General features: G+C 63.8%; 8 protein-coding genes. 5 read left to right on the plus strand and 3 right to left on the minus strand.

Features of this window, described 5'->3' with window-relative positions:
* Window positions 1–37: 37 nt before the first annotated feature.
* Window positions 38–859 (plus strand): MOSC domain-containing protein, encoded by an 822-nt coding sequence (locus J3P92_RS09000; protein ID WP_434650447.1) that lies wholly within the window; start codon window positions 38–40, stop codon window positions 857–859.
* An 86-nt stretch (window positions 860–945) separates the two neighbouring features.
* Here the strand turns inward: J3P92_RS09000 and J3P92_RS09005 are convergent, their stop codons facing one another.
* Together J3P92_RS09005 and J3P92_RS09010 are read right to left on the minus strand one after the other, a co-directional pair.
* Window positions 946–1,230 carry a pyrimidine/purine nucleoside phosphorylase gene (locus J3P92_RS09005; protein ID WP_003183665.1) on the minus strand — a complete coding sequence of 95 codons (285 nt, stop codon included), beginning with the start codon at window positions 1,228–1,230 and terminating at the stop codon, window positions 946–948.
* Between the two features lie 79 nt (window positions 1,231–1,309).
* Window positions 1,310–1,852 carry an exonuclease domain-containing protein gene (locus J3P92_RS09010; RefSeq protein WP_434563176.1) on the minus strand — a complete coding sequence of 181 codons (543 nt, stop codon included), beginning with the start codon at window positions 1,850–1,852 and terminating at the stop codon, window positions 1,310–1,312.
* Window positions 1,853–2,065: 213 nt separating this feature from the next.
* Here J3P92_RS09010 and J3P92_RS09015 point away from each other — a divergent pair, with 213 nt between their 5' ends.
* The 3 genes from J3P92_RS09015 to J3P92_RS09025 all read left to right on the plus strand — a co-directional run bounded on the left by J3P92_RS09015 (window position 2,066) and on the right by J3P92_RS09025 (window position 4,640).
* On the plus strand, window positions 2,066–2,725 hold the full coding sequence (locus J3P92_RS09015; protein ID WP_434610455.1) for a TetR/AcrR family transcriptional regulator: 660 nt from the start codon (window positions 2,066–2,068) through the stop codon (window positions 2,723–2,725).
* A gap of 54 nt (window positions 2,726–2,779) precedes the next feature.
* Window positions 2,780–3,559: a substrate-binding periplasmic protein gene (locus J3P92_RS09020; RefSeq protein ID WP_420764837.1), complete on the plus strand. Its 780-nt coding sequence runs from the start codon at window positions 2,780–2,782 to the stop codon at window positions 3,557–3,559.
* A 67-nt stretch (window positions 3,560–3,626) separates the two neighbouring features.
* Window positions 3,627–4,640: a GNAT family N-acetyltransferase gene (locus J3P92_RS09025; RefSeq protein ID WP_434650449.1), complete on the plus strand. Its 1,014-nt coding sequence runs from the start codon at window positions 3,627–3,629 to the stop codon at window positions 4,638–4,640.
* A gap of 103 nt (window positions 4,641–4,743) precedes the next feature.
* Here the strand turns inward: J3P92_RS09025 and J3P92_RS09030 are convergent, their stop codons facing one another.
* A complete protein-coding gene (locus tag J3P92_RS09030) occupies window positions 4,744–5,292 on the minus strand; it encodes an RNA polymerase factor sigma-70 (RefSeq protein ID WP_434650451.1) in 549 nt (182 codons plus the stop codon).
* Between the two features lie 282 nt (window positions 5,293–5,574).
* Here J3P92_RS09030 and J3P92_RS09035 point away from each other — a divergent pair, with 282 nt between their 5' ends.
* Window positions 5,575–18,561, plus strand: coding sequence for a non-ribosomal peptide synthetase (locus J3P92_RS09035; RefSeq protein ID WP_434650453.1), 12,987 nt, complete (start codon window positions 5,575–5,577; stop codon window positions 18,559–18,561).
* Window positions 18,562–18,584 lie beyond the last annotated feature (23 nt).

The raw sequence follows: 18,584 nt of genomic DNA on the forward strand, positions 1-18,584 counted from the left end.
ATAAGGTTGCGTTTTTTCGCCACCAGGAACGTCGATCATGTTGCGGCTGAGTGCGCTTTACCGTTATCCGTTGAAGTCCGGCAAGGGGCAGCAGGTCCAAGGGATTGGCCTGGACAAGCTCGGGCTCGACGGTGATCGTCGCTGGATGCTGGTAGATGAGGCCAGCGGACGGTTCCTGACCCAGCGAGCCGTGGCGAAAATGAGCCAGCTTTCGGCGCTGTGGAACGAGGCGGGTGGCCTGACGCTCAGTGCGCCGGGCCATGGCGTCATCGAAGTGCCGTTGCCGCCTGCCCACGAAGAACAGCGGCGCGGCGTGATCATCTGGCGCGACACGTTGCGCGTGCCGGATGCGGGCGACGAGGCGGCTGCCTGGGTCAGCGCGTTCATCGGCAATCCTACCCGGCTCGTGCATGTGCCAGTGGAGTTGGCCCGCACCACAGCCGCCGGGTATGGCAAGGACGATGACAAGGTGGCCTTCGCCGACGGTTTTCCCTTGCTGTTGATCGGCCAGGCCTCATTGCAGGACCTGTCTGGCAGGGTAGGTCGCCCGCTGGAAATGCTGCGTTTCCGTCCGAACCTGGTGGTCGAGGGCAGCGAGGCGTTCGCCGAAGATGGTTGGAAGCGTATCCGTATCGGCGATATTGAGTTGCGCGTGGTCAAGCCGTGCTCGCGCTGCATCATGACCACGATCGATCCGCAGACCGGTGAGCGCGATCCGCAGCGCGATCCGCAGCGCGAGCCTTTCGCGACGTTGCTGCAGTACCGTTCGACCCCGGACGGTGCGATGTTCGGGCAGAACCTGGTCAATGACGGTAATGGCAGCCTGGAAGTGGGCATGCCGGTCGAAGTGCTGGAATAAAAAATGCCCGTGTCGTTGGACACGGGCATTTCATTTACCACGCAATCGCTTTTGCCGTGGGGCAAGCGCCCTTGCTACGGTCCGACTCAGCCGCGATATTCGCACAGGTAAGCCGTGTCGACGGCGACCTTGAGCTGGAACTTGCTGTTGGCCGGGACGTTGAACTGGCTGCCGGCCGCGAAGGTTTCCCAGTCGGTGCTGTCAGGCAGTTTCACGGTCAGGGCGCCGGAAACGACGTGCATGATTTCCCGCTGGGCGGTGCCGAATTCGTATTCGCCCGGTGCCATGACGCCGATGGTCGCGGGGCCTTCGGCAGTGCCGAACGCGATCGACTTGACGGTGCCGTCGAAGTACTCGTTGACTTTGAACATGGGCGATTCCTCGAGAAAGGGCTGAAAAAGGCCGGCCAGTATGCACAAGGCCACACGGGCCGTCATCTGCTACGCCGGGTCAGCCCGTCAGCACCAGAGGCAATAGTCGCGCTGTATTGCGGGCGTCCTCGAGCGCGCGGTGCTGTTGTCCGCAAAATTGCAGCCCGGCCAGTTGCAGCGCGCTATTGAGCCCCAACGGTCGTTCCAACCGGCGGGCCTTGGCGAAACGTTGCTTGAGGTTCATGTGCGGCACTTGGCCGAGGAGGCTGTGCAATCGCTGTTGCTGCCATTCCTGAAGCAGCTGCTTGCGATCGTAGTCGCCCCAACTGACCCAGCCTTCCAGGTTGGGGTGGTAGGGCGCCAGCCAATGTTCGAACGCCGGCCAGACCTCGGTCAGAGGCCCGGCACTGTCGATGTTGGCCTGGCTGATGTGGGTCAGCGAGCGACAGAAAGGGGTGAGCAGCGGTCGCCTCAGCGGCCGTACGAACCGCTGGAAATGATCGATTTCCCGGCCGTCTCGATTCACCAGGGTCGCGCCGATTTCGATAATTTCCATTTCGGTTACCGGCCAGCCACCTTCATCGGTGGTGGCCTCCAGATCAATCACCAGCCAGTGAGGCATTGCAGAGTTCCCGGTATCGACGTGCTGATGGGTTTGAGCGTAGTCAAACCCGGCGCTTGCGCCTAGCCCTATCGTGAGGCGCCGACACGAAGGACCGAGCGCAGGTTCTTGCGCCCGAGCGCTTGCTTGGTTGCCCCGGCCAGCTTAAATTGCCGTGTCACTGCGATTCTGAGAGTGGCCGCGCATTGATCGTTCGACTGAGGAGCAAAGTAGGTGAACGAGCAAAAAGCCTTGGACGTGATGCGTGAGCTGGTCGACGCCGGGCAACTGACCGATCCGGACAGCGCTCGCGGCAAACTGCTCCAGACCGCCGCCCATTTGTTCCGCAACAAAGGCTTCGAGCGCACCACGGTGCGGGATCTGGCCAGTGCCGTGGGCATTCAGTCGGGCAGTATTTTTCATCACTTCAAAAGCAAGGACGAAATCCTGTGGGCGGTGATGGAAGAGACCGTCCGCTACAACACCGCGATGATGCGGGCAGCCCTGGCAGAGGGCGGCAGCATTCGCGAGCGGGTGCTGGCGTTGATCCGCTGTGAATTGCAATCGATCACGGGGGAAAACGGCGAGGCGATGGCGGTGCTGGTCTACGAATGGCGCTCTTTGTCCGAGGAAGGGCAGCGGCAAGTGCTGGCCTTGCGTGATATCTACGAACGTGTGTGGCTTGAAGTCCTGGGAGAGGCCAAGGAGGCCGGGTATATTCGCGGGGACGTATTCGTTACCCGACGTTTCCTGACAGGTGCATTGTCCTGGACCTCCACCTGGTTTCGCGCCGGAGGTAGCCTGAGCCTTGATCAATTGGCTGACCAGGCGCTGATTCTGGTATTGCAAGAAAACGATAAACCAGCGGCTGGCCAAGCGCCTGAAACCGCCTAGCGTGAACATATTGAACGGACTTCTGGGGGAGTGGTTATCTTGACGTTTTCGCCGATGGGGGTGACCTCGCGCGTTCTGGCTGCTCTGGCCTTGCTATGGATGTTGCCCGTCGAGGCGGCGCAGCTGGTCCGGATCGGTGCGGCACATTTTCCGCCCTATACCGTTCGACCCGAAAAAGGTGCGGACACCGGCCTGCTACCGGAACTGGTCGAGGCGTTGAATCGCGCCCAGGCCGATTACCAGTTTGTGCTCGTCCCTACCTCGATCCCGCGGCGCTTCAATGATTTCAAGCAAGGCCGGATCGACATGGCCATCTTCGAAAACCCTGACTGGGGTTGGCAGGATGTGCCGCATACCACGGTGGACATGGGCCTGGAGGATGCGGAGATCTTCGTGACCCAGCGTTTGCCTGACCGCCAGCAGAGCTATTTCGCGGACCTGCGGGCCAAGCGGCTGGCTCTGTTCAGCGGTTATCACTACGCTTTTGCCGAGTTCAATGCCGATCCCAAGTTCCTGATCGGCCAGTTCAACGCCACGCTGACGTATTCCCATGACAGCAATCTGCAAATGGTCTTGCGTGGGCGCGCGGACGTTGCGCTGGTGACCCGTTCGTACCTCAGCGACTATCTGCTGCGCAATCCTCAAGTCGCTCCGCAACTGCTCGTGTCCGAGCGTATCGACCAGATTTATCACCATTTCGCGCTGCTGCGACCCCAGGCGCCGATCTCCGGGGAGGCGTTTGGGCAATTGCTGGGCAAGTTGAGAGACAGCGGGCAGCTGTTGGAGATTTTCAAGCCCTACCAGATCGAGCTCGTGTCGACCCCTCGCCACTGAGGCGACACTAAATTTCCCCTTCCGGCTCACGTCACACGTTGACTACCGACGAATACGTGAGCCTTCAATGCCAGACCTCAATCCTGCAGCGACGCTGCCCTTGCCCGGCGGTCGCTGCCTGGGCGCCGATGAAACCGAACGTCACCTGAGCCTGATGCTCGAAGGCGCGCCGCTGATCCGGCTGCGCCTGGAACGAGGCGCGCCCTTGCACGTGCATTTGCAGGAAACCAACGGGCGCCCGGTGGGGCCGGCGCTTTGGGCGGCCTGCTATTGGCTGTTTACCCGGGATCCGGGCTGCCAGTGCCTGGTCTGGCATCTTGCCGAGCGTCCTGGTGAAGCGTTGCTCAGCGGCCTGCTGGTGGGCACCGCGCAACCCAACGAATACGCATGCGAACGTACGCTGTTCTGGCAACTGCCGCAGCCCTGGCTGGGGGAGTCGTTCAGTGGCAGTTATCCGCAACAGATGATCATCACCGATGGCAAGCGTCATCCTCGCCGGCCCATCAAGCCTCGGGGCGAGGTGTATCGGCGTTTCGACGCGCGTCTGGGTGCCTGGGTGTCCTTGCGAACCCTTGAAATCGAGCAGGACCTGACGCGTTTCAATCGTTGGCAGAACAGCCCTCGGGTCGCCAGCTTCTGGCAGGAGGAGGGTAGCCTGGAGCAGCACCGGGAGTACCTGGGCAACTTGCAGCACGACCCTCGGGTCTTGACGCTGATCGGCTGTTTCAGCGACGAGCCATTCGCCTATTTCGAGGCCTACTGGGCCAAGGAGGATCGAATCGCGCCGTTCTACCAGGCCAACGATTATGACCGTGGCATTCACATGTTGGTGGGCGAGGAACAACACCGTGGCCCGCATAAGGTCGCCAGCTGGCTGTCGGCATTGGTGCACTATCTGTTTCTGGACGATCCGCGCACCCAGCGCGTGGTGGCCGAGCCCCGGGCCGACAACGCCCGCATGATCGGGCATCTGCACAACCAGTGTTTCCACTGCGAAAAGGAATTCGACTTTCCGCACAAGCGAGCGGCGCTGATGATCCTGGGGCGCGAGCGGTTTTTTGACCGGTGTTCGTTGATGTAAATCTCACCGCAATTCTCAAGGCCCCATCGCGAGCAAGCTCGCTCCCACATGCACTGCGACGACGCTTGCGTGGGAGTGAGCTTGCTCGGTCAGCCCCGCGGAATCACCGCCGAGCGAAGGTATCTCCACGCACCCCGGACACCTTGCGGCAATGTACCAGGGCATCGCGGATCATGAAGTTCACCAACGTCGGCGAGACCCCCAGCTCCTTGGCGATGTCTTTCTGCGGCACGCCGTGCAGGCGATACATCTCGAAGGCATAGCGGGTGCGGCTCGGCAACTCGGTCAGGGCCTCGGCAATGTGCTCGAGCGTGGAGAAGTTGATGTGAGACGTTTCCGGCGAAGCACCCAGGATCACCACGTTCAGCCCTTCCTCTTCCGGCCCCGAGTATTTCTGTTCCAGCGCTTGCTTGCGGTAATGATCGATGGCCAGGTTGCGCACGATCTGGAACAGATAACTGAGCTGGGCCTTGAAGGACGAGGTGATCTGGGGCGCCGACTGCAACCGGAAAAACGCATCCTGGACCACATCTTCGGCCCGGGAACGGCAGCCCGTGATACGCGCTGCGATCTTGACCAGGATGGTTCGGTTATCGACGAATGCCTGGAGTAGCGGTGAGTCGCACCTGCTTGTGGATACTTGTTCCGTCATGGAATTCACCTTGCTGCAAATAGTTAGCAGGACGACCGGTCCGGCGGACATGTCCTACACATCGACGGCCAAATTAGGCGTAATGATAATTATTGTCAATTGAGAAGAAGAATTATTGATGAAAGGAAGTCCAGCCCGATAGCTGCGACCCGTTGTCGCGGCGCGTGATGGCCTGCAGTTCTGCCACCCGCGTGAGGACAAGGTTGCCGACTAATTATTTGCCGGTGTTATCCGTCCCCATGGGTGACCACTTGCAAGCCGAATTTCAGGCAGGAACCCCCCATGACCGACGCGTTCGAACTTCCCCGCACCCTGGCTCACGCACTCCAGCGCCGCGCCGCGTTGACCCCGGATCAGGTGGCCTTGCGCTTCCTGGCCGATACCCCGGAGCAGGGCGTGGTGTTGAGTTATCGCGACCTGGATCAACGCGCCCGGACCATCGCCGCCGCCTTGCAGGCCGAGGCCCGATTCGCTGATCGAGCGGTGCTGTTGTTCCCCAGCGGCCCGGATTATGTCGCGGCATTCTTCGGTTGCCTGTATGCCGGCGTGATCGCCGTACCGGCCTATCCGCCGGAATCCTCCCGTCGGCATCATCAGGAGCGCTTGCTGTCGATCATCGCCGATGCCGAGCCGCGGCTGTTGCTGACCACCGCTGACCTGCGCGACACCTTGCAAGCCATCGAATCGGCACCGCCGGTGCTGTGCGTCGATACGCTCGATCCGACCCGCGCCGAGCAATGGCAAGCGCCGCAGCTGCAACGCGATGACATCGCTTTCCTGCAATACACCTCCGGTTCCACCGCCTTGCCAAAGGGCGTGCAGGTCAGCCACGGCAACCTGGTCGCCAATGAACTGTTGATCCGCCGTGGCTTCGGCATCGATGTGAACCCCGACGATGTCATCGTCAGCTGGCTGCCGCTTTACCACGACATGGGCCTGATTGGCGGCTTGCTACAGCCGATCTTCAGCGGCGTGCCTTGCGTGCTGATGTCGCCGGCCTATTTCCTCGCCCGGCCGTTGCGTTGGCTCGAAGCGATCAGCGAGTACGGCGGCACCATCAGCGGCGGCCCGGACTTCGCCTATCGATTGTGCAGCGAACGGGTCAGTGAGTCCGCCCTGAGCCGCCTCGACCTGAGTGGCTGGCGCGTGGCCTATTCCGGCTCCGAGCCGATCCGCCTCGATAGCCTGGAGCGCTTTGCCGGGAAATTTGCCGCGTGCGGCTTCACGGCCGACCGTTTCATGGCCTCCTACGGGCTCGCCGAGGCGACGTTGTTCGTGGCCGGCACGCCACGTGGCCGAGGCATCCCATCGATGCGCATGGACGATGCAGCCTTGACGCAAAACCGTGCCGAGCCGGGGCAGGGCTGCGCGGTGATGAGTTGTGGCGTGAGCCAGCCGGATCATGCGGTGCTGATCGTCGAACCCAACACCCTGCAACCGCTGGCCGACAGCCAGGTGGGCGAGGTCTGGGCCGCCGGCCCGAGCATCGCCCACGGTTACTGGCGCAACCCCGAGGCCAGCGCCAAGACCTTCGTCCAGCATGACGGCCGCACTTGGCTGCGCACCGGCGACCTGGGTTTTATGCGCGAAGGCGAGCTGTACATCACCGGCCGCCTGAAGGACATGCTGATCGTGCGCGGGCACAACCTCTACCCCCAGGACATCGAGCAAACCATCGAACGGGAAGTGGAAGTGGTGCGCAAAGGACGGGTTGCCGCCTTCGCCGTCGATGAGGCGGGCGAGGAAGGCATCGGCATCGCTGCTGAAATCAGCCGCAGCGTGCAGAAGATCCTGCCCCCCGACGCCTTGATCAACGCGATTCGCCAGGCCGTGGCCGACGCCTGCCAGCAAGCGCCGAGCGTGGTGGTGTTGCTCAACCCGGGGGCGCTGCCCAAGACGTCCAGCGGCAAACTGCAACGTTCGGCGTGCCGCGCCCGGTTGGCGGACGCCAGCCTCGACAGCTATGCACGGTTCCCCTCGGCCAAGGCTGAAACCGGCGATGAAACCGCGCCATCATCCGAGCTGCAAGAACTGATCGGCCGCCTCTGGTGCGAGCAGCTACATGTTGAGCGGGTTCGTGGCGACGATCATTTTTTCCTGTTGGGCGGCAATTCCATCGCAGCCACCCAAGTCATTGCGCGGCTGCGTGAAGTGCTTGGTCTGGAACTCAACCTGCGCCTGCTCTTCGAAGCGCCGACCCTGGACGCGTTCGCGACGGCAGTGGCAAATCTGCAACAGGACGGCGGCCAGGCCCAAGGCGCCATCAAAGCGTTGGCGCGCGATGAAGCCCTGCCGCAGTCCCTGGCCCAGAACCGTTTGTGGCTGACTTGGCAGCTGGACCCTGCCAGCCGCGCCTACAACATCCCCGGCGCTCTGCGCCTGCGCGGTGAGTTGGACGAACAAGCGCTGCGCGCCAGCCTCCAACAATTGACCGAGCGCCATGAATCCTTGCGCACACGGTTCCTGGAGCGCGACGGCGTGGCCCTGCAGCGGATCGATCCGGCCGGCGAGTTCAATCTCCAGGTGATCGACCTCAGCGACGTGGCCACCGATCAACGCGAAGCCCAGGCCCAGCGTATCCGCGAAGACGAAGCAGCCACTCAATTCGACTTGGAAAAAGGCCCGCTGCTGCGGGTCGCCTTGCTGCGCCTGGCGGAAGACGATCACCTGCTGTTGGTGACGATGCACCACATCATTGCCGATGGCTGGTCGATGAATGTCTTGATCGAAGAATTCTCGCGACTGTACGCCGCAGCGTCCCAAGGACAAATCGCCGCGCTGGCGCCGTTGCCGCTGCAATACGCCGACTACGGCAGTTGGCAACGGCAATGGCTTGCCCAGGGCGAAGCCGATCGCCAACTGGCGTATTGGAAACAGCAGTTGGGCGACGAGCACCCGACCCTGGCGCTGGGCACCGACCACCCGCGCAGTGCCCAACTGCGTCGCAGCGCCTCGCGCCATAGCCTGCGCGTGGACAAGTCACTCAGTGATGCTCTGCGCCAGATCGCCCAGGCCCATGACGCGACGGTGTTCATGCTGTTGCTGGCGGCGTTCCAGGCCTTGTTGCAGCGCTACACCGGTCAGTCCGACATTCGCGTCGGCGTACCCAACGCCAACCGCCCGCGCCTGGAAACCCAAGGCTTGATCGGTTTTTTCATCAACACTCAGGTGCTGCGTGCGCAAACCGATTCGCGTCAACCCTTCGCCGCGCTGCTGGCCCAGGCCCGGGAGGCGACGCTCGCCGCCCAGGCCCATCAGGACCTGCCCTTCGAACAGCTGTTGGAAGCCTTTCCCCAGGCTCGCGACCAAGGTCTGTTCCAGGTGATGTTCAACCACCAGCAGCGCGACCTCGGCGCGTTGCGGCGTCTGCCGGGACTGTTGGCGGATGAGTTGCCATGGCACAGCCGCGAGGCCAAGTTCGACCTGCAGTTGCACAGCGAAGAAGACCGCAACGGTCGGCTGACACTGTCGTTCGACTACGCAGACGAGTTGTTCGAGGCGGCAACCATCGCGCGCCTGGCCGAGCACTTTTGCAGTTTGCTGCGGGCGGTCTGCGCTGATCCGCAGCAGGCCCTGGGCGATTTGCCGTTGTTGAGCGCCGATGAACTCGCCCAGCAGCAGCGTTGGGCGGCGGCACCCTGCGCGCCCGCCACGCAATGGCTCCCGGAACTGCTTAATGACCAGGCCCGGCTCACACCGCAACGCAGGGCATTGCAGTGGGATGGCGGCTCGCTGGACTACGCTGAACTGCACGCCCAGGCCAATCGGCTGGCTCATTATCTTCGGGACAAAGGCGTGGGCCCGGACGTGTGCGTGGCGATTGCCGCCGAGCGCTCGCCGCAATTGCTTGTTGGCGTGCTGGCGATCATCAAGGCAGGTGGCGCCTACGTGCCGCTGGATGTCGATTACCCGAGCGAACGCCTGGTCTACATGCTCCACGACAGCGGCGTCGATCTGCTGCTGACCCAAACCGCGCTGCTCGAACGCTTGCCGGCCTGCGAGGGCGTCAGCGTCATCGCCATGGATGCGCTGCACCTGGAGCAATGGCCGAGCAACCCGCCGCGGTTGCACCTGCACGGCGATCATCTGGTCTACGTGATCTACACCTCCGGCTCGACCGGCCAACCCAAGGGTGTCGGCAATACCCACGCGGCCCTGGCTGAACGCTTGCAGTGGATGCAGGCCGCCTATGAGCTGGATGAAACCGACGTGTTGATGCAAAAGGCGCCGATCAGTTTCGACGTGTCGGTGTGGGAGTGCTTCTGGCCGCTGATCACCGGCAGCCGATTGGTCCTGGCCGGTCCGGGGGAACACCGCGACCCGCACCGCATCGCTCAATTGGTCGAGCACTTTGGCGTAACCACGCTGCATTTCGTCCCGCCGTTGCTCAGCCTGTTTATCGACGAGCCGTTGAGTGCCCGTTGCACCAGCCTGCGGCGGATTTTCTCCGGGGGCGAAGCCTTGCCAGCCGAATTGCGTAACCGGGTGCTGGCGCAATTGCCGGCGGCGCAATTGCACAACCGTTATGGCCCGACCGAAACCGCGATCAACGTCACTCATTGGCACTGCACCGCAGACGATGGCGAGCGCTCGCCCATCGGCCGGCCCTTGGCTAACGTGCTGTGCCGCATCCTCGACAGTGAACTCAATCCCGTGCCCGCCGGCGTGCCGGGTGAGCTGTGCATCGGTGGACTGGGCCTGGCCCGGGGTTACCTCGGGCGCCCCGGGTTGACCGCGGAGCGCTTCGTCGCCGACCCCCAAGGGCTGGCGGGCGCGCGGCTCTACCGGACCGGGGACCGAGCGCGCTGGGGTGCCGACGGCGTCATCGAATACCTCGGCCGCCTCGATCAGCAGGTGAAGCTGCGCGGTTTCCGCGTCGAACCTCAGGAAATCGAGGCGCGGTTGCTGGCCCAGGACGGCGTCGCCCAGGCGGCGGTGCTGGTGCGCGATACGGCGGCCGGTCCGCAGTTGATCGGCTATTACACCGCAGCAGTCCTTGATGAAGACGATATCGCCCAGGCCGCGCGCTTGAAGAGCGCCCTTGCCAGTGAGCTGCCTGACTACATGGTGCCCGCCCAACTGCTGCGCCTGGACGCCATGCCCCTGAGCCCGAGCGGCAAGCTCGACCGTCGTGCCTTGCCCGAGCCGCAATGGCAGGTGCGCGAACACGTCGAACCGGCCAGCGCTCTCGAACAGCAGATCGCCGCGATCTGGCGCGACGTGCTGGGCCTTGCCCGCGTCGGCTTGAGGGACGATTTTTTCGCCCTGGGCGGCCATTCGTTGCTGGCGACCCAGATCATTTCCCGTACGCGCCAGGCCTGCGATGTCGAGCTGCCGTTGCGTGCGTTGTTCGAGGCCAGTGAGCTGGGAGCGTTCGCCGAGCAAGTGCGGTTGATCCAGGCCAGCGGCCGGACCAACCGCCAGCCGCCGATCGAGAAAGTCGACCGCAGCCAACCGGTGCCGTTGTCCTATTCCCAGCAACGCATGTGGTTCCTCTGGCAGATGGAACCGCATAGCCCGGCCTACAACGTCGGTGGCATGGCGCGGCTGAGGGGGGTGCTGGATGTCGGGCGCTTCGAAGCGGCGTTGCAGGCGTTGATCCTGCGCCATGAAACCTTGCGCACCACGTTCCCGAGCGTCGACGGCGTGCCTCGCCAGCACGTACACGACGAGACGGGCCTGCGCATGGACTGGAAGGACTTCTCCATGCTCGACGCCGACATTCGCCAGCAACGGGTGCAGCAACTGGCCGACAGCGAAGCTCACGAGCCCTTTGACCTGGAAATCGGGCCGCTGCTGCGGGCCTGCCTGGTCAAGACCGCCGAGCACGAACATTACCTGGTGCTGACGCTGCATCACATCGTCACCGAGGGCTGGGCGATGGACATCTTCGCCCGGGAGCTAAGCGCGCTGTACGAAGCCTTTATCGATGATCGCGAGTCGCCGCTGGAACCGTTGCCGGTGCAGTACCTGGACTACAGCGCCTGGCAGCGCCAGTGGTTGGAATCCGGCGAGCGCCAACGCCAACTCGATTACTGGACCGCGCAGCTGGGCCGCGAACATCCCTTGCTGGAATTGCCGGGGGACCGCCCGCGTCCGCCGGTACAAAGCCATCGCGGCGAACTGTTCCGTTTCGACCTCAGCGATGACTTGGCCGCACGGGTTCGTGCCTTCAACGCCGAGCATGGCTTGACCCTTTTCATGACGATGACCGCTGCCCTGGCCGTGCTGCTCTATCGCTACAGCGGCCAGACCGACCTGCGCATCGGCGCGCCGGTGGCCAACCGCATCCGTCCGGAAAGTGAAGGGTTGATCGGCGCGTTCCTCAACACCCAAGTGCTGCGTTGCCAACTCGACGGGCAGATGTCCGTTGGCGAGCTATTGGAGCAGGTGCGCCACACCGTGATCGAGGGCCAGTCCCACCAGGACCTGCCGTTCGATCATCTGGTGGAAGCGTTGCAGCCACCGCGCAGCGCGGCGTACAACCCGCTGTTCCAGGTGATGTGCAACGTGCAGCGGTGGGAATTCCAACAAAGCCGCACGCTGGCCGGCATGAGCGTCGACTATCTGGTCAACGATGCGCGGGCCACCAAGTTCGACCTCAACCTGGAAGTCACCGATCTGGACCGGCGCCTGGGTTGCTGCCTGACCTACAGCACCGATTTGTTCGACGAGCCACGCATTGCCCGCATGGCCGGGCACTGGCGCAACCTGTTGGAAGCGCTGCTGGTGGATCCGGCCCGGCGGCTGAGCGAGCTGTCGTTGCTGGAGGCCGGCGAACAGCGGCAGTTGCTCGAGAGTCTGGGCGAAGAACCGGGCGAGCATCGCCTGGATCGATGCATCCATTCATTGTTCGAAGAACAGGCCAGGGTGCGCCCGGACGCGCCGGCGCTGACGTTCGCCGAGCAGACCCTGACCTATGGCGAACTCGAACGCCGGGCCAATCGCCTGGCCTGGATGTTGCGCGGACGTGGTGTCGGGCCTCAGGTTCGCGTGGGCCTGGCCCTGGAGCGCTCGCTGGAAATGGTCGTCGGCTTGCTGGCGATCCTCAAGGCGGGTGGCGCCTACGTGCCGCTGGATCCGGAATACCCGCTGGACCGCTTGCTCTACATGATCGAGGACAGCGGCGTCGGTCTGTTGCTCAGCGATCGGGCCATGTTCCAGGCCCTAGGCCCACTGCCGGAAGGCGTGCAGCGCTGGTGCCTGGAAGACGACAGCGCGGCCGTGGCGGATTACCCCGACCAGTCGCCAGGGCTGATCAATCTGCCGCAACACCAGGCTTACTTGATCTACACCTCCGGCTCCACCGGCAAACCCAAGGGTGTGGTGGTGTCCCACGGCGAAATCGCCATGCATTGCCAGGCGGTGATCCAGCGCTTCGGCATGCGCCCCGAAGACTGCGAGCTGCATTTCTATTCGATCAATTTCGACGCCGCCACCGAGCGCTTGCTGGTGCCCTTGCTCAGCGGGGCCCACGTGGTGCTGCGCGCTCAGGGCCAGTGGGATGCCGAGGAAATCTGCGGCCTGATTCGCCAACACCGCATCAATATCCTCGGTTTCACCCCCAGCTATGGGAGCCAATTGGCGCAATGGCTGGCGACCCAGGGCCAGACGCTGCCGGTGCGCATGTGCATCACCGGTGGTGAGGCCCTGACCGGCGAGCATTTGCAGCGTATCCGCGCCTCATTCAGCCCGGATCTATTCTTCAACGCCTACGGCCCGACCGAAACCGTGGTCATGCCGCTGGCGAGCCTCGCCCCGGAGCGACTGGAGGAGGGCGCCGGCAGCGTGCCGATCGGCAGCGTGATCGGTGCTCGGGTCGCCTACATTCTCGACGCCGACCTGGCATTGGTGCCGCAGGGCGCGACCGGTGAGTTGTACGTTGGCGGCGCCGGGCTGGCCCAGGGTTATCACCAGCGCCCGGGCATGACCGCCGAGCGTTTCGTCGCCGACCCGTTTGCCGCCCATGGCGGACGGTTGTATCGCACTGGCGATTTGGTGCGCCAGCGCGCCGACGGCCAGGTGGAGTACCTTGGACGCATCGACCATCAGGTGAAGATTCGCGGTTTCCGCATCGAGCTGGGCGAAATCGAAAACCGTTTGTTGGAGCACGATGCCGTGCGCGAGGCCGTGGTACTGGCCCTGGACATGCCCGGCGGCAAGCAACTGGCCGGTTATCTGGCCACCGACATCGCCGCTCAGGACGCCGCCGGGCAAGCGGCGCTGCGCGAAGCGCTGAAGAACCACCTCAAGGCGCAACTGCCGGACTACATGGTGCCCGCTCACTTGATCCTGCTGGCGAGCATGCCGCTGACCGCCAACGGCAAGCTCGACCGCCGCGCCTTGCCGATGCCGGATCCGGAGCTCAATCGCCAACAATACGTGGCGCCGAGCAATGCCTTGGAGCAAGCGCTGGCGGCAATCTGGTGCGACGTGCTGAACCTGAAGCAGGTCGGCCTCAACGACAACTTCTTCGAGCTGGGCGGCGATTCGATCCTGTCGATCCAGGTCGTCAGCCGGGCCCGGCAACAGGGCCTCCACTTCACGCCACGCGACCTGTTCCAGCACCAGACCGTGCAGGCCCTGGCGGCGGTCGCAACTCGCAGCGAACAGGTGAGCGCCGAGCAAGGGTTGTTGAGCGGTGAGTCGGGGTTGACGCCGATCCAGCACTGGTTCTTGGCCAACGAAATACCCAACCGTGAACATTGGAACCAGGCGTTGTTGCTGGAGCCGACCACGCCCTTGGAAGCGGATGGTCTGGAGCAAGCGTTGCGCGCCGTTTTCGAGCAGCACGACGCCTTGCGCCTGGGCTTTGGCAACAGCGCCGGTCAGTGGCGCGCCGAGCATCAGCCAATGTGCGAGGGAACGCTGCTGGAGACGGTATCGGTGGGCTCGCCGCACGCCTGCGAAGCCGTGTTTGCCCAGGCTCAGCGTGGCTTCGAACTGGCGACTGGGCCGCTGCTGCGGGCCGTGCTGGCGCAGCTGCCGGACGGTCGGCAGCGCCTGCTGATCGCGATTCACCACCTGGTGGTGGACGGTGTGTCATGGCGGGTGCTGATGGACGATCTGCAAACGGCTTACCGCCAATGCGTCGCCGGACAAACGCTGCAATTGCCAGCCAAGACCAGCCCCTTGCGTGATTGGGCCGCGCGTTTGCGGGCCTACGCCGGTAGCGAATCCCTGCGCGAGGAAATGAGCTGGTGGCAAGGTCAGTTAAGTGGCCCGCAGGTGACACTGCCTTGCGCGCGGCCCGACGGCGGGCGGCAGGAACGGCATGCCGACACCGTCAGCCTGCGCCTGGACGCCGAGCGCACCCGGCAATTGCTGCAACAGGCGCCCAGTGCCTACCGCACCCAGGTCAATGACCTGTTGCTCACGGCGCTGGCCCGGGTGCTGTGCCGTTGGAGCAATCACGATTCGGCGTTGGTCCAGCTCGAAGGTCATGGTCGCGAGGCGCTGTTCGATGACATCGACCTGACTCGCACCGTTGGATGGTTTACCAGTGTCTATCCGCTGCGCCTGAGCCCATCGTCCGATGATATCGGCACCTCGATCAAAGCCATCAAGGAGCAACTGCGCGCCGTGCCCCATAAGGGCCTCGGCTATGGCGTGCTGCGTTACCTGACAGACAGCGGCACCCGCGAGGCGATGGCCGGCCTGCCGCAAGCGTTGGTCACTTTCAACTACCTCGGCCAGCTCGACCATGCCCTCGGCCAGGACGCGCTGTTCCGACCGCTGGACGAGCCGCTTGGCGCGATTCACGACCCCGACGCTCCGCTGCCCAACGAGCTGAGCCTCGACTGCCAGGTCAGCGGCGGCGAACTGGCGCTGCGCTGGACCTTCAGTGCCGAGCGCCATGACCGCCAGAGCATCGCCGTGCTGGCCAACGCTTACCTCGACGAACTGCAGCACTTGATCGAACACTGCCTGACGGACGAGGCGGGCGGCCTGACGCCGTCGGACTTCCCGCTGGCGAAACTGACCCAGGCGCAACTGGACAACCTGCCGGTGCCGGCCGCGGAGATCGAAGACGTCTACCCACTGACGCCGATGCAGGAAGGCATGCTGCTGCACACCTTGCTGGAACCGGGCACGGGCCTGTACTACATGCAGGACCGCTACCGCATCAACAGTGAACTCGACCCTCAGCGTTTCGCCCAAGCCTGGCAGGCGGTGATCGCCCGTCACGAAGCCTTGCGCGCCTCGTTCTGCTGGAATGTCGGTGAAGACATGCTGCAGGTCATCCACAAACCCGGCCGCACGCCGGTGCAATACCTCGACTGGACGCAAGTACCCGACGACGCCCAGGAGCCCAAACTCCAGGCGCTGCTCAAGAGCGAACGGGAGGCCGGTTTCGATCTGTTGAACGAGGCGCCGTTCCACTTGCGCTTGATCCGGGTTGGCGCGGCGCGTTACTGGTTCATGATGAGCAACCACCACATCCTCATCGATGCGTGGTGCCGTTCGCTGCTGATGGACGATTTCTTCGAAATCTACACGGCCCTTGGCGAACAGCGCGAGCCCCACCTGGCCGTGCCGCCGCGCTATCGCGACTACATCGGTTGGCTGCAACACCAGAGCCTGGCCGAAGCCCGGCAGTGGTGGCAGAAGAACCTGCAAGGCTTCGAGCGGACCACGCCGATCCCCGCGGATCGACCGTTCCTGCGCGAGCACGCCGGTGACAGCGGCGGCATGGTCGTCGGCGATTGCTACACCCGGCTCGACGTTCGAGACGGTGCGCGTTTGCGCGAGCTGGCCCAGGCCCATCAGCTGACTGTCAACACCTTCGCCCAGGCCGCGTGGGCCTTGGTGCTGCGTAGGGTCAGCGGCGATCGCGACGTGCTGTTCGGCGTCACCGTGGCCGGCCGTCCGGTGGAGCTGCCGCACATGCAGCGCACGGTGGGGCTGTTCATCAACAGCGTCGCCTTGCGAGTGCAGATTCCGTCGGATGACCAGCGTTGCAGCGTGCGCCAATGGCTCAACGGTTTGCTGGACAGCAACATGCAACTGCGCGAGTACGAATACCTGCCGCTGGTGAGCATCCAGGAGGTCAGCGAACTGCCCAAGGGTCAGCCGTTGTTCGACAGCCTGTTCGTGTTCGAGAACGCGCCGGTGGAAGTCTCGGTGCTGGACCGCGCCCAGAGCCTCAACGCCACCTCGGATTCAGGGCGCACCCACACCAACTTCCCGCTGACGGCGGTGTGTTACCCGGGCGACGATCTCGGACTGCACCTGTCCTACGACCAGCGTTACTTCAATGAGTCGACGGTCCAGGGGCTGCTGGGTGAGTTCAAGCGATTGCTGCTGGCGTTGATCGAAGGTTTCCACGGTGACATGGCCGAGCTGGCGCTGATCGGGTCTGAAGAAAAGACTTTCCTCATCGAGGGCTGCAACCAGAGTGAACGTGCCTATCCGCTGGAGCAGAGTTACGTGGAGCTGTTCGAGGCCCGGGTGGCGGCTCATCCGCAACGCATTGCCGCCAGTTGCCAGGACGACAGCTGGACTTACGCCGCGTTGAACGTACGCAGCAACCGCCTCGGTCATGGGCTGATCGAGGCGGGCGTCGGTCTCGACCAGCCGGTGGCGCTGCTGGCCGAGCGCGGCCTGGACTTGCTGGGCATGATCATCGGCAGCTTCAAGGCCGGCGGCGGTTACCTGCCGCTGGACCCAGGCCTGCCGAGCCAGCGCCTGAGCCGCATCATCGAGCTGAGCCGCACGCCGTTGCTGGTCTGCACGAGAGCTTGTCGCGAACAGGCGTTGGCCTTGCTGGAAGAGTTCGCCTGTGCCGGGCGGCCGAAGCTGCTGGTCTGGGAAGACGTCCAGGCCAGTGATATGGCAGTGGACAATCCTGGCGTTTACAGCGGGCCGGACAACCTCGCCTATGTGATCTACACCTCTGGCTCCACCGGCTTGCCCAAAGGCGTGATGGTGCAGCAGCGCGGCATGCTCAACAACCAGCTCAGCAAAGTGCCGTACCTGGCGCTGGATGAAACGGACGTGATCGCCCAGACCGCGTCCCAGAGCTTCGATATTTCGGTGTGGCAGTTCCTGACCGCCCCGCTGTTCGGCGCCCGGGTGGACCTCGTGCCCAATGCCATCGCCCACGATCCCCAAGGACTGTTGGACCATGTGGGTCGTCAGGGCATTACCGTGCTGGAAAGCGTGCCTTCGTTGATCCAGGGCATGCTCGCCCAAGAGCACACCGGTCTGGATGGGTTGCGCTGGATGCTGCCCACCGGCGAAGCGATGCCACCGGAGCTGGCCCATCAATGGCTGGTGCGTTACCCCGACATCGCCCTGGTGAATGCCTACGGACCGGCGGAATGTTCCGATGACGTGGCGTTCTTCCGGGTCGACATGGCCTCGACCCGTGGCACCTACCTGCCCATCGGCACGCCGACCGACAACAACCGTTTGTACGTGCTCGACGGCGCGCTGGAACTGGTGCCATTGGGCGCGGTGGGCGAGTTGTGCGTCGCCGGCACCGGAGTGGGGCGTGGTTATGTCAGCGATCCGTTGCGTACGGCGCCGGTCTTCGTGCCCAACCCGTTCGGCGCACCGGGCGAGCGGCTGTACCGCACTGGCGACCTGGCGCGCCGCCGCAGCGATGGCGTGCTGGAATACGTCGGGCGCATAGATCATCAAGTGAAGATCCGCGGTTACCGCATCGAACTGGGGGAAATCGAAGCACGGCTGCATGAGCAGCCCGAAGTCCGCGACGCGGCGGTCGGGGTGCAGGAGGGCGTCAATGGCAAGCATCTGGTGGGCTATCTGGTTGCTGCCGACTCGACGCTCAGCCCGAGCGAACGCCTGGATCGGATCAAACAGCGCCTGCGCAGCGAGCTGCCCGAATACATGGTGCCGCTGCACTGGCTGTGGCTCGACCGCTTGCCCCTCAATGCCAACGGCAAGCTCGATCGCAAGGGGCTGCCGGCGTTGGAAATCGGCCAGTTGCACGGCCACGATTACCAGGCGCCCGCCAATGCGCTGGAGCAGACCCTGGCGGATATCTGGGCCGAAGTGTTGAAGGTCGAGCGGGTGGGGGCGCGGGACAATTTCCTTGAGCTGGGCGGGCACTCCTTGCTGGCGACACAAATTGCCTCCCGCGTGCAGAAGGCCTTGCAACGCAACGTGCCGCTCAGGGCGATGTTCGAGTGCAGCACCGTGGAGCAATTGGCTGAATACATTGCGGGGTTGCAAGCCAGCGAAATGACCGAGGAGAAAGTGGACCGGTTGAATGATCTGATGGCGGAGTTGGAGGGGTTGTAGTGCTGTGATGCCTGTCGCGGCCT

Origin of the sequence: Pseudomonas sp. D3-27, assembly GCF_051132165.1 — a bacterium.
Taxonomy (GTDB): domain Bacteria; phylum Pseudomonadota; class Gammaproteobacteria; order Pseudomonadales; family Pseudomonadaceae; genus Aquipseudomonas.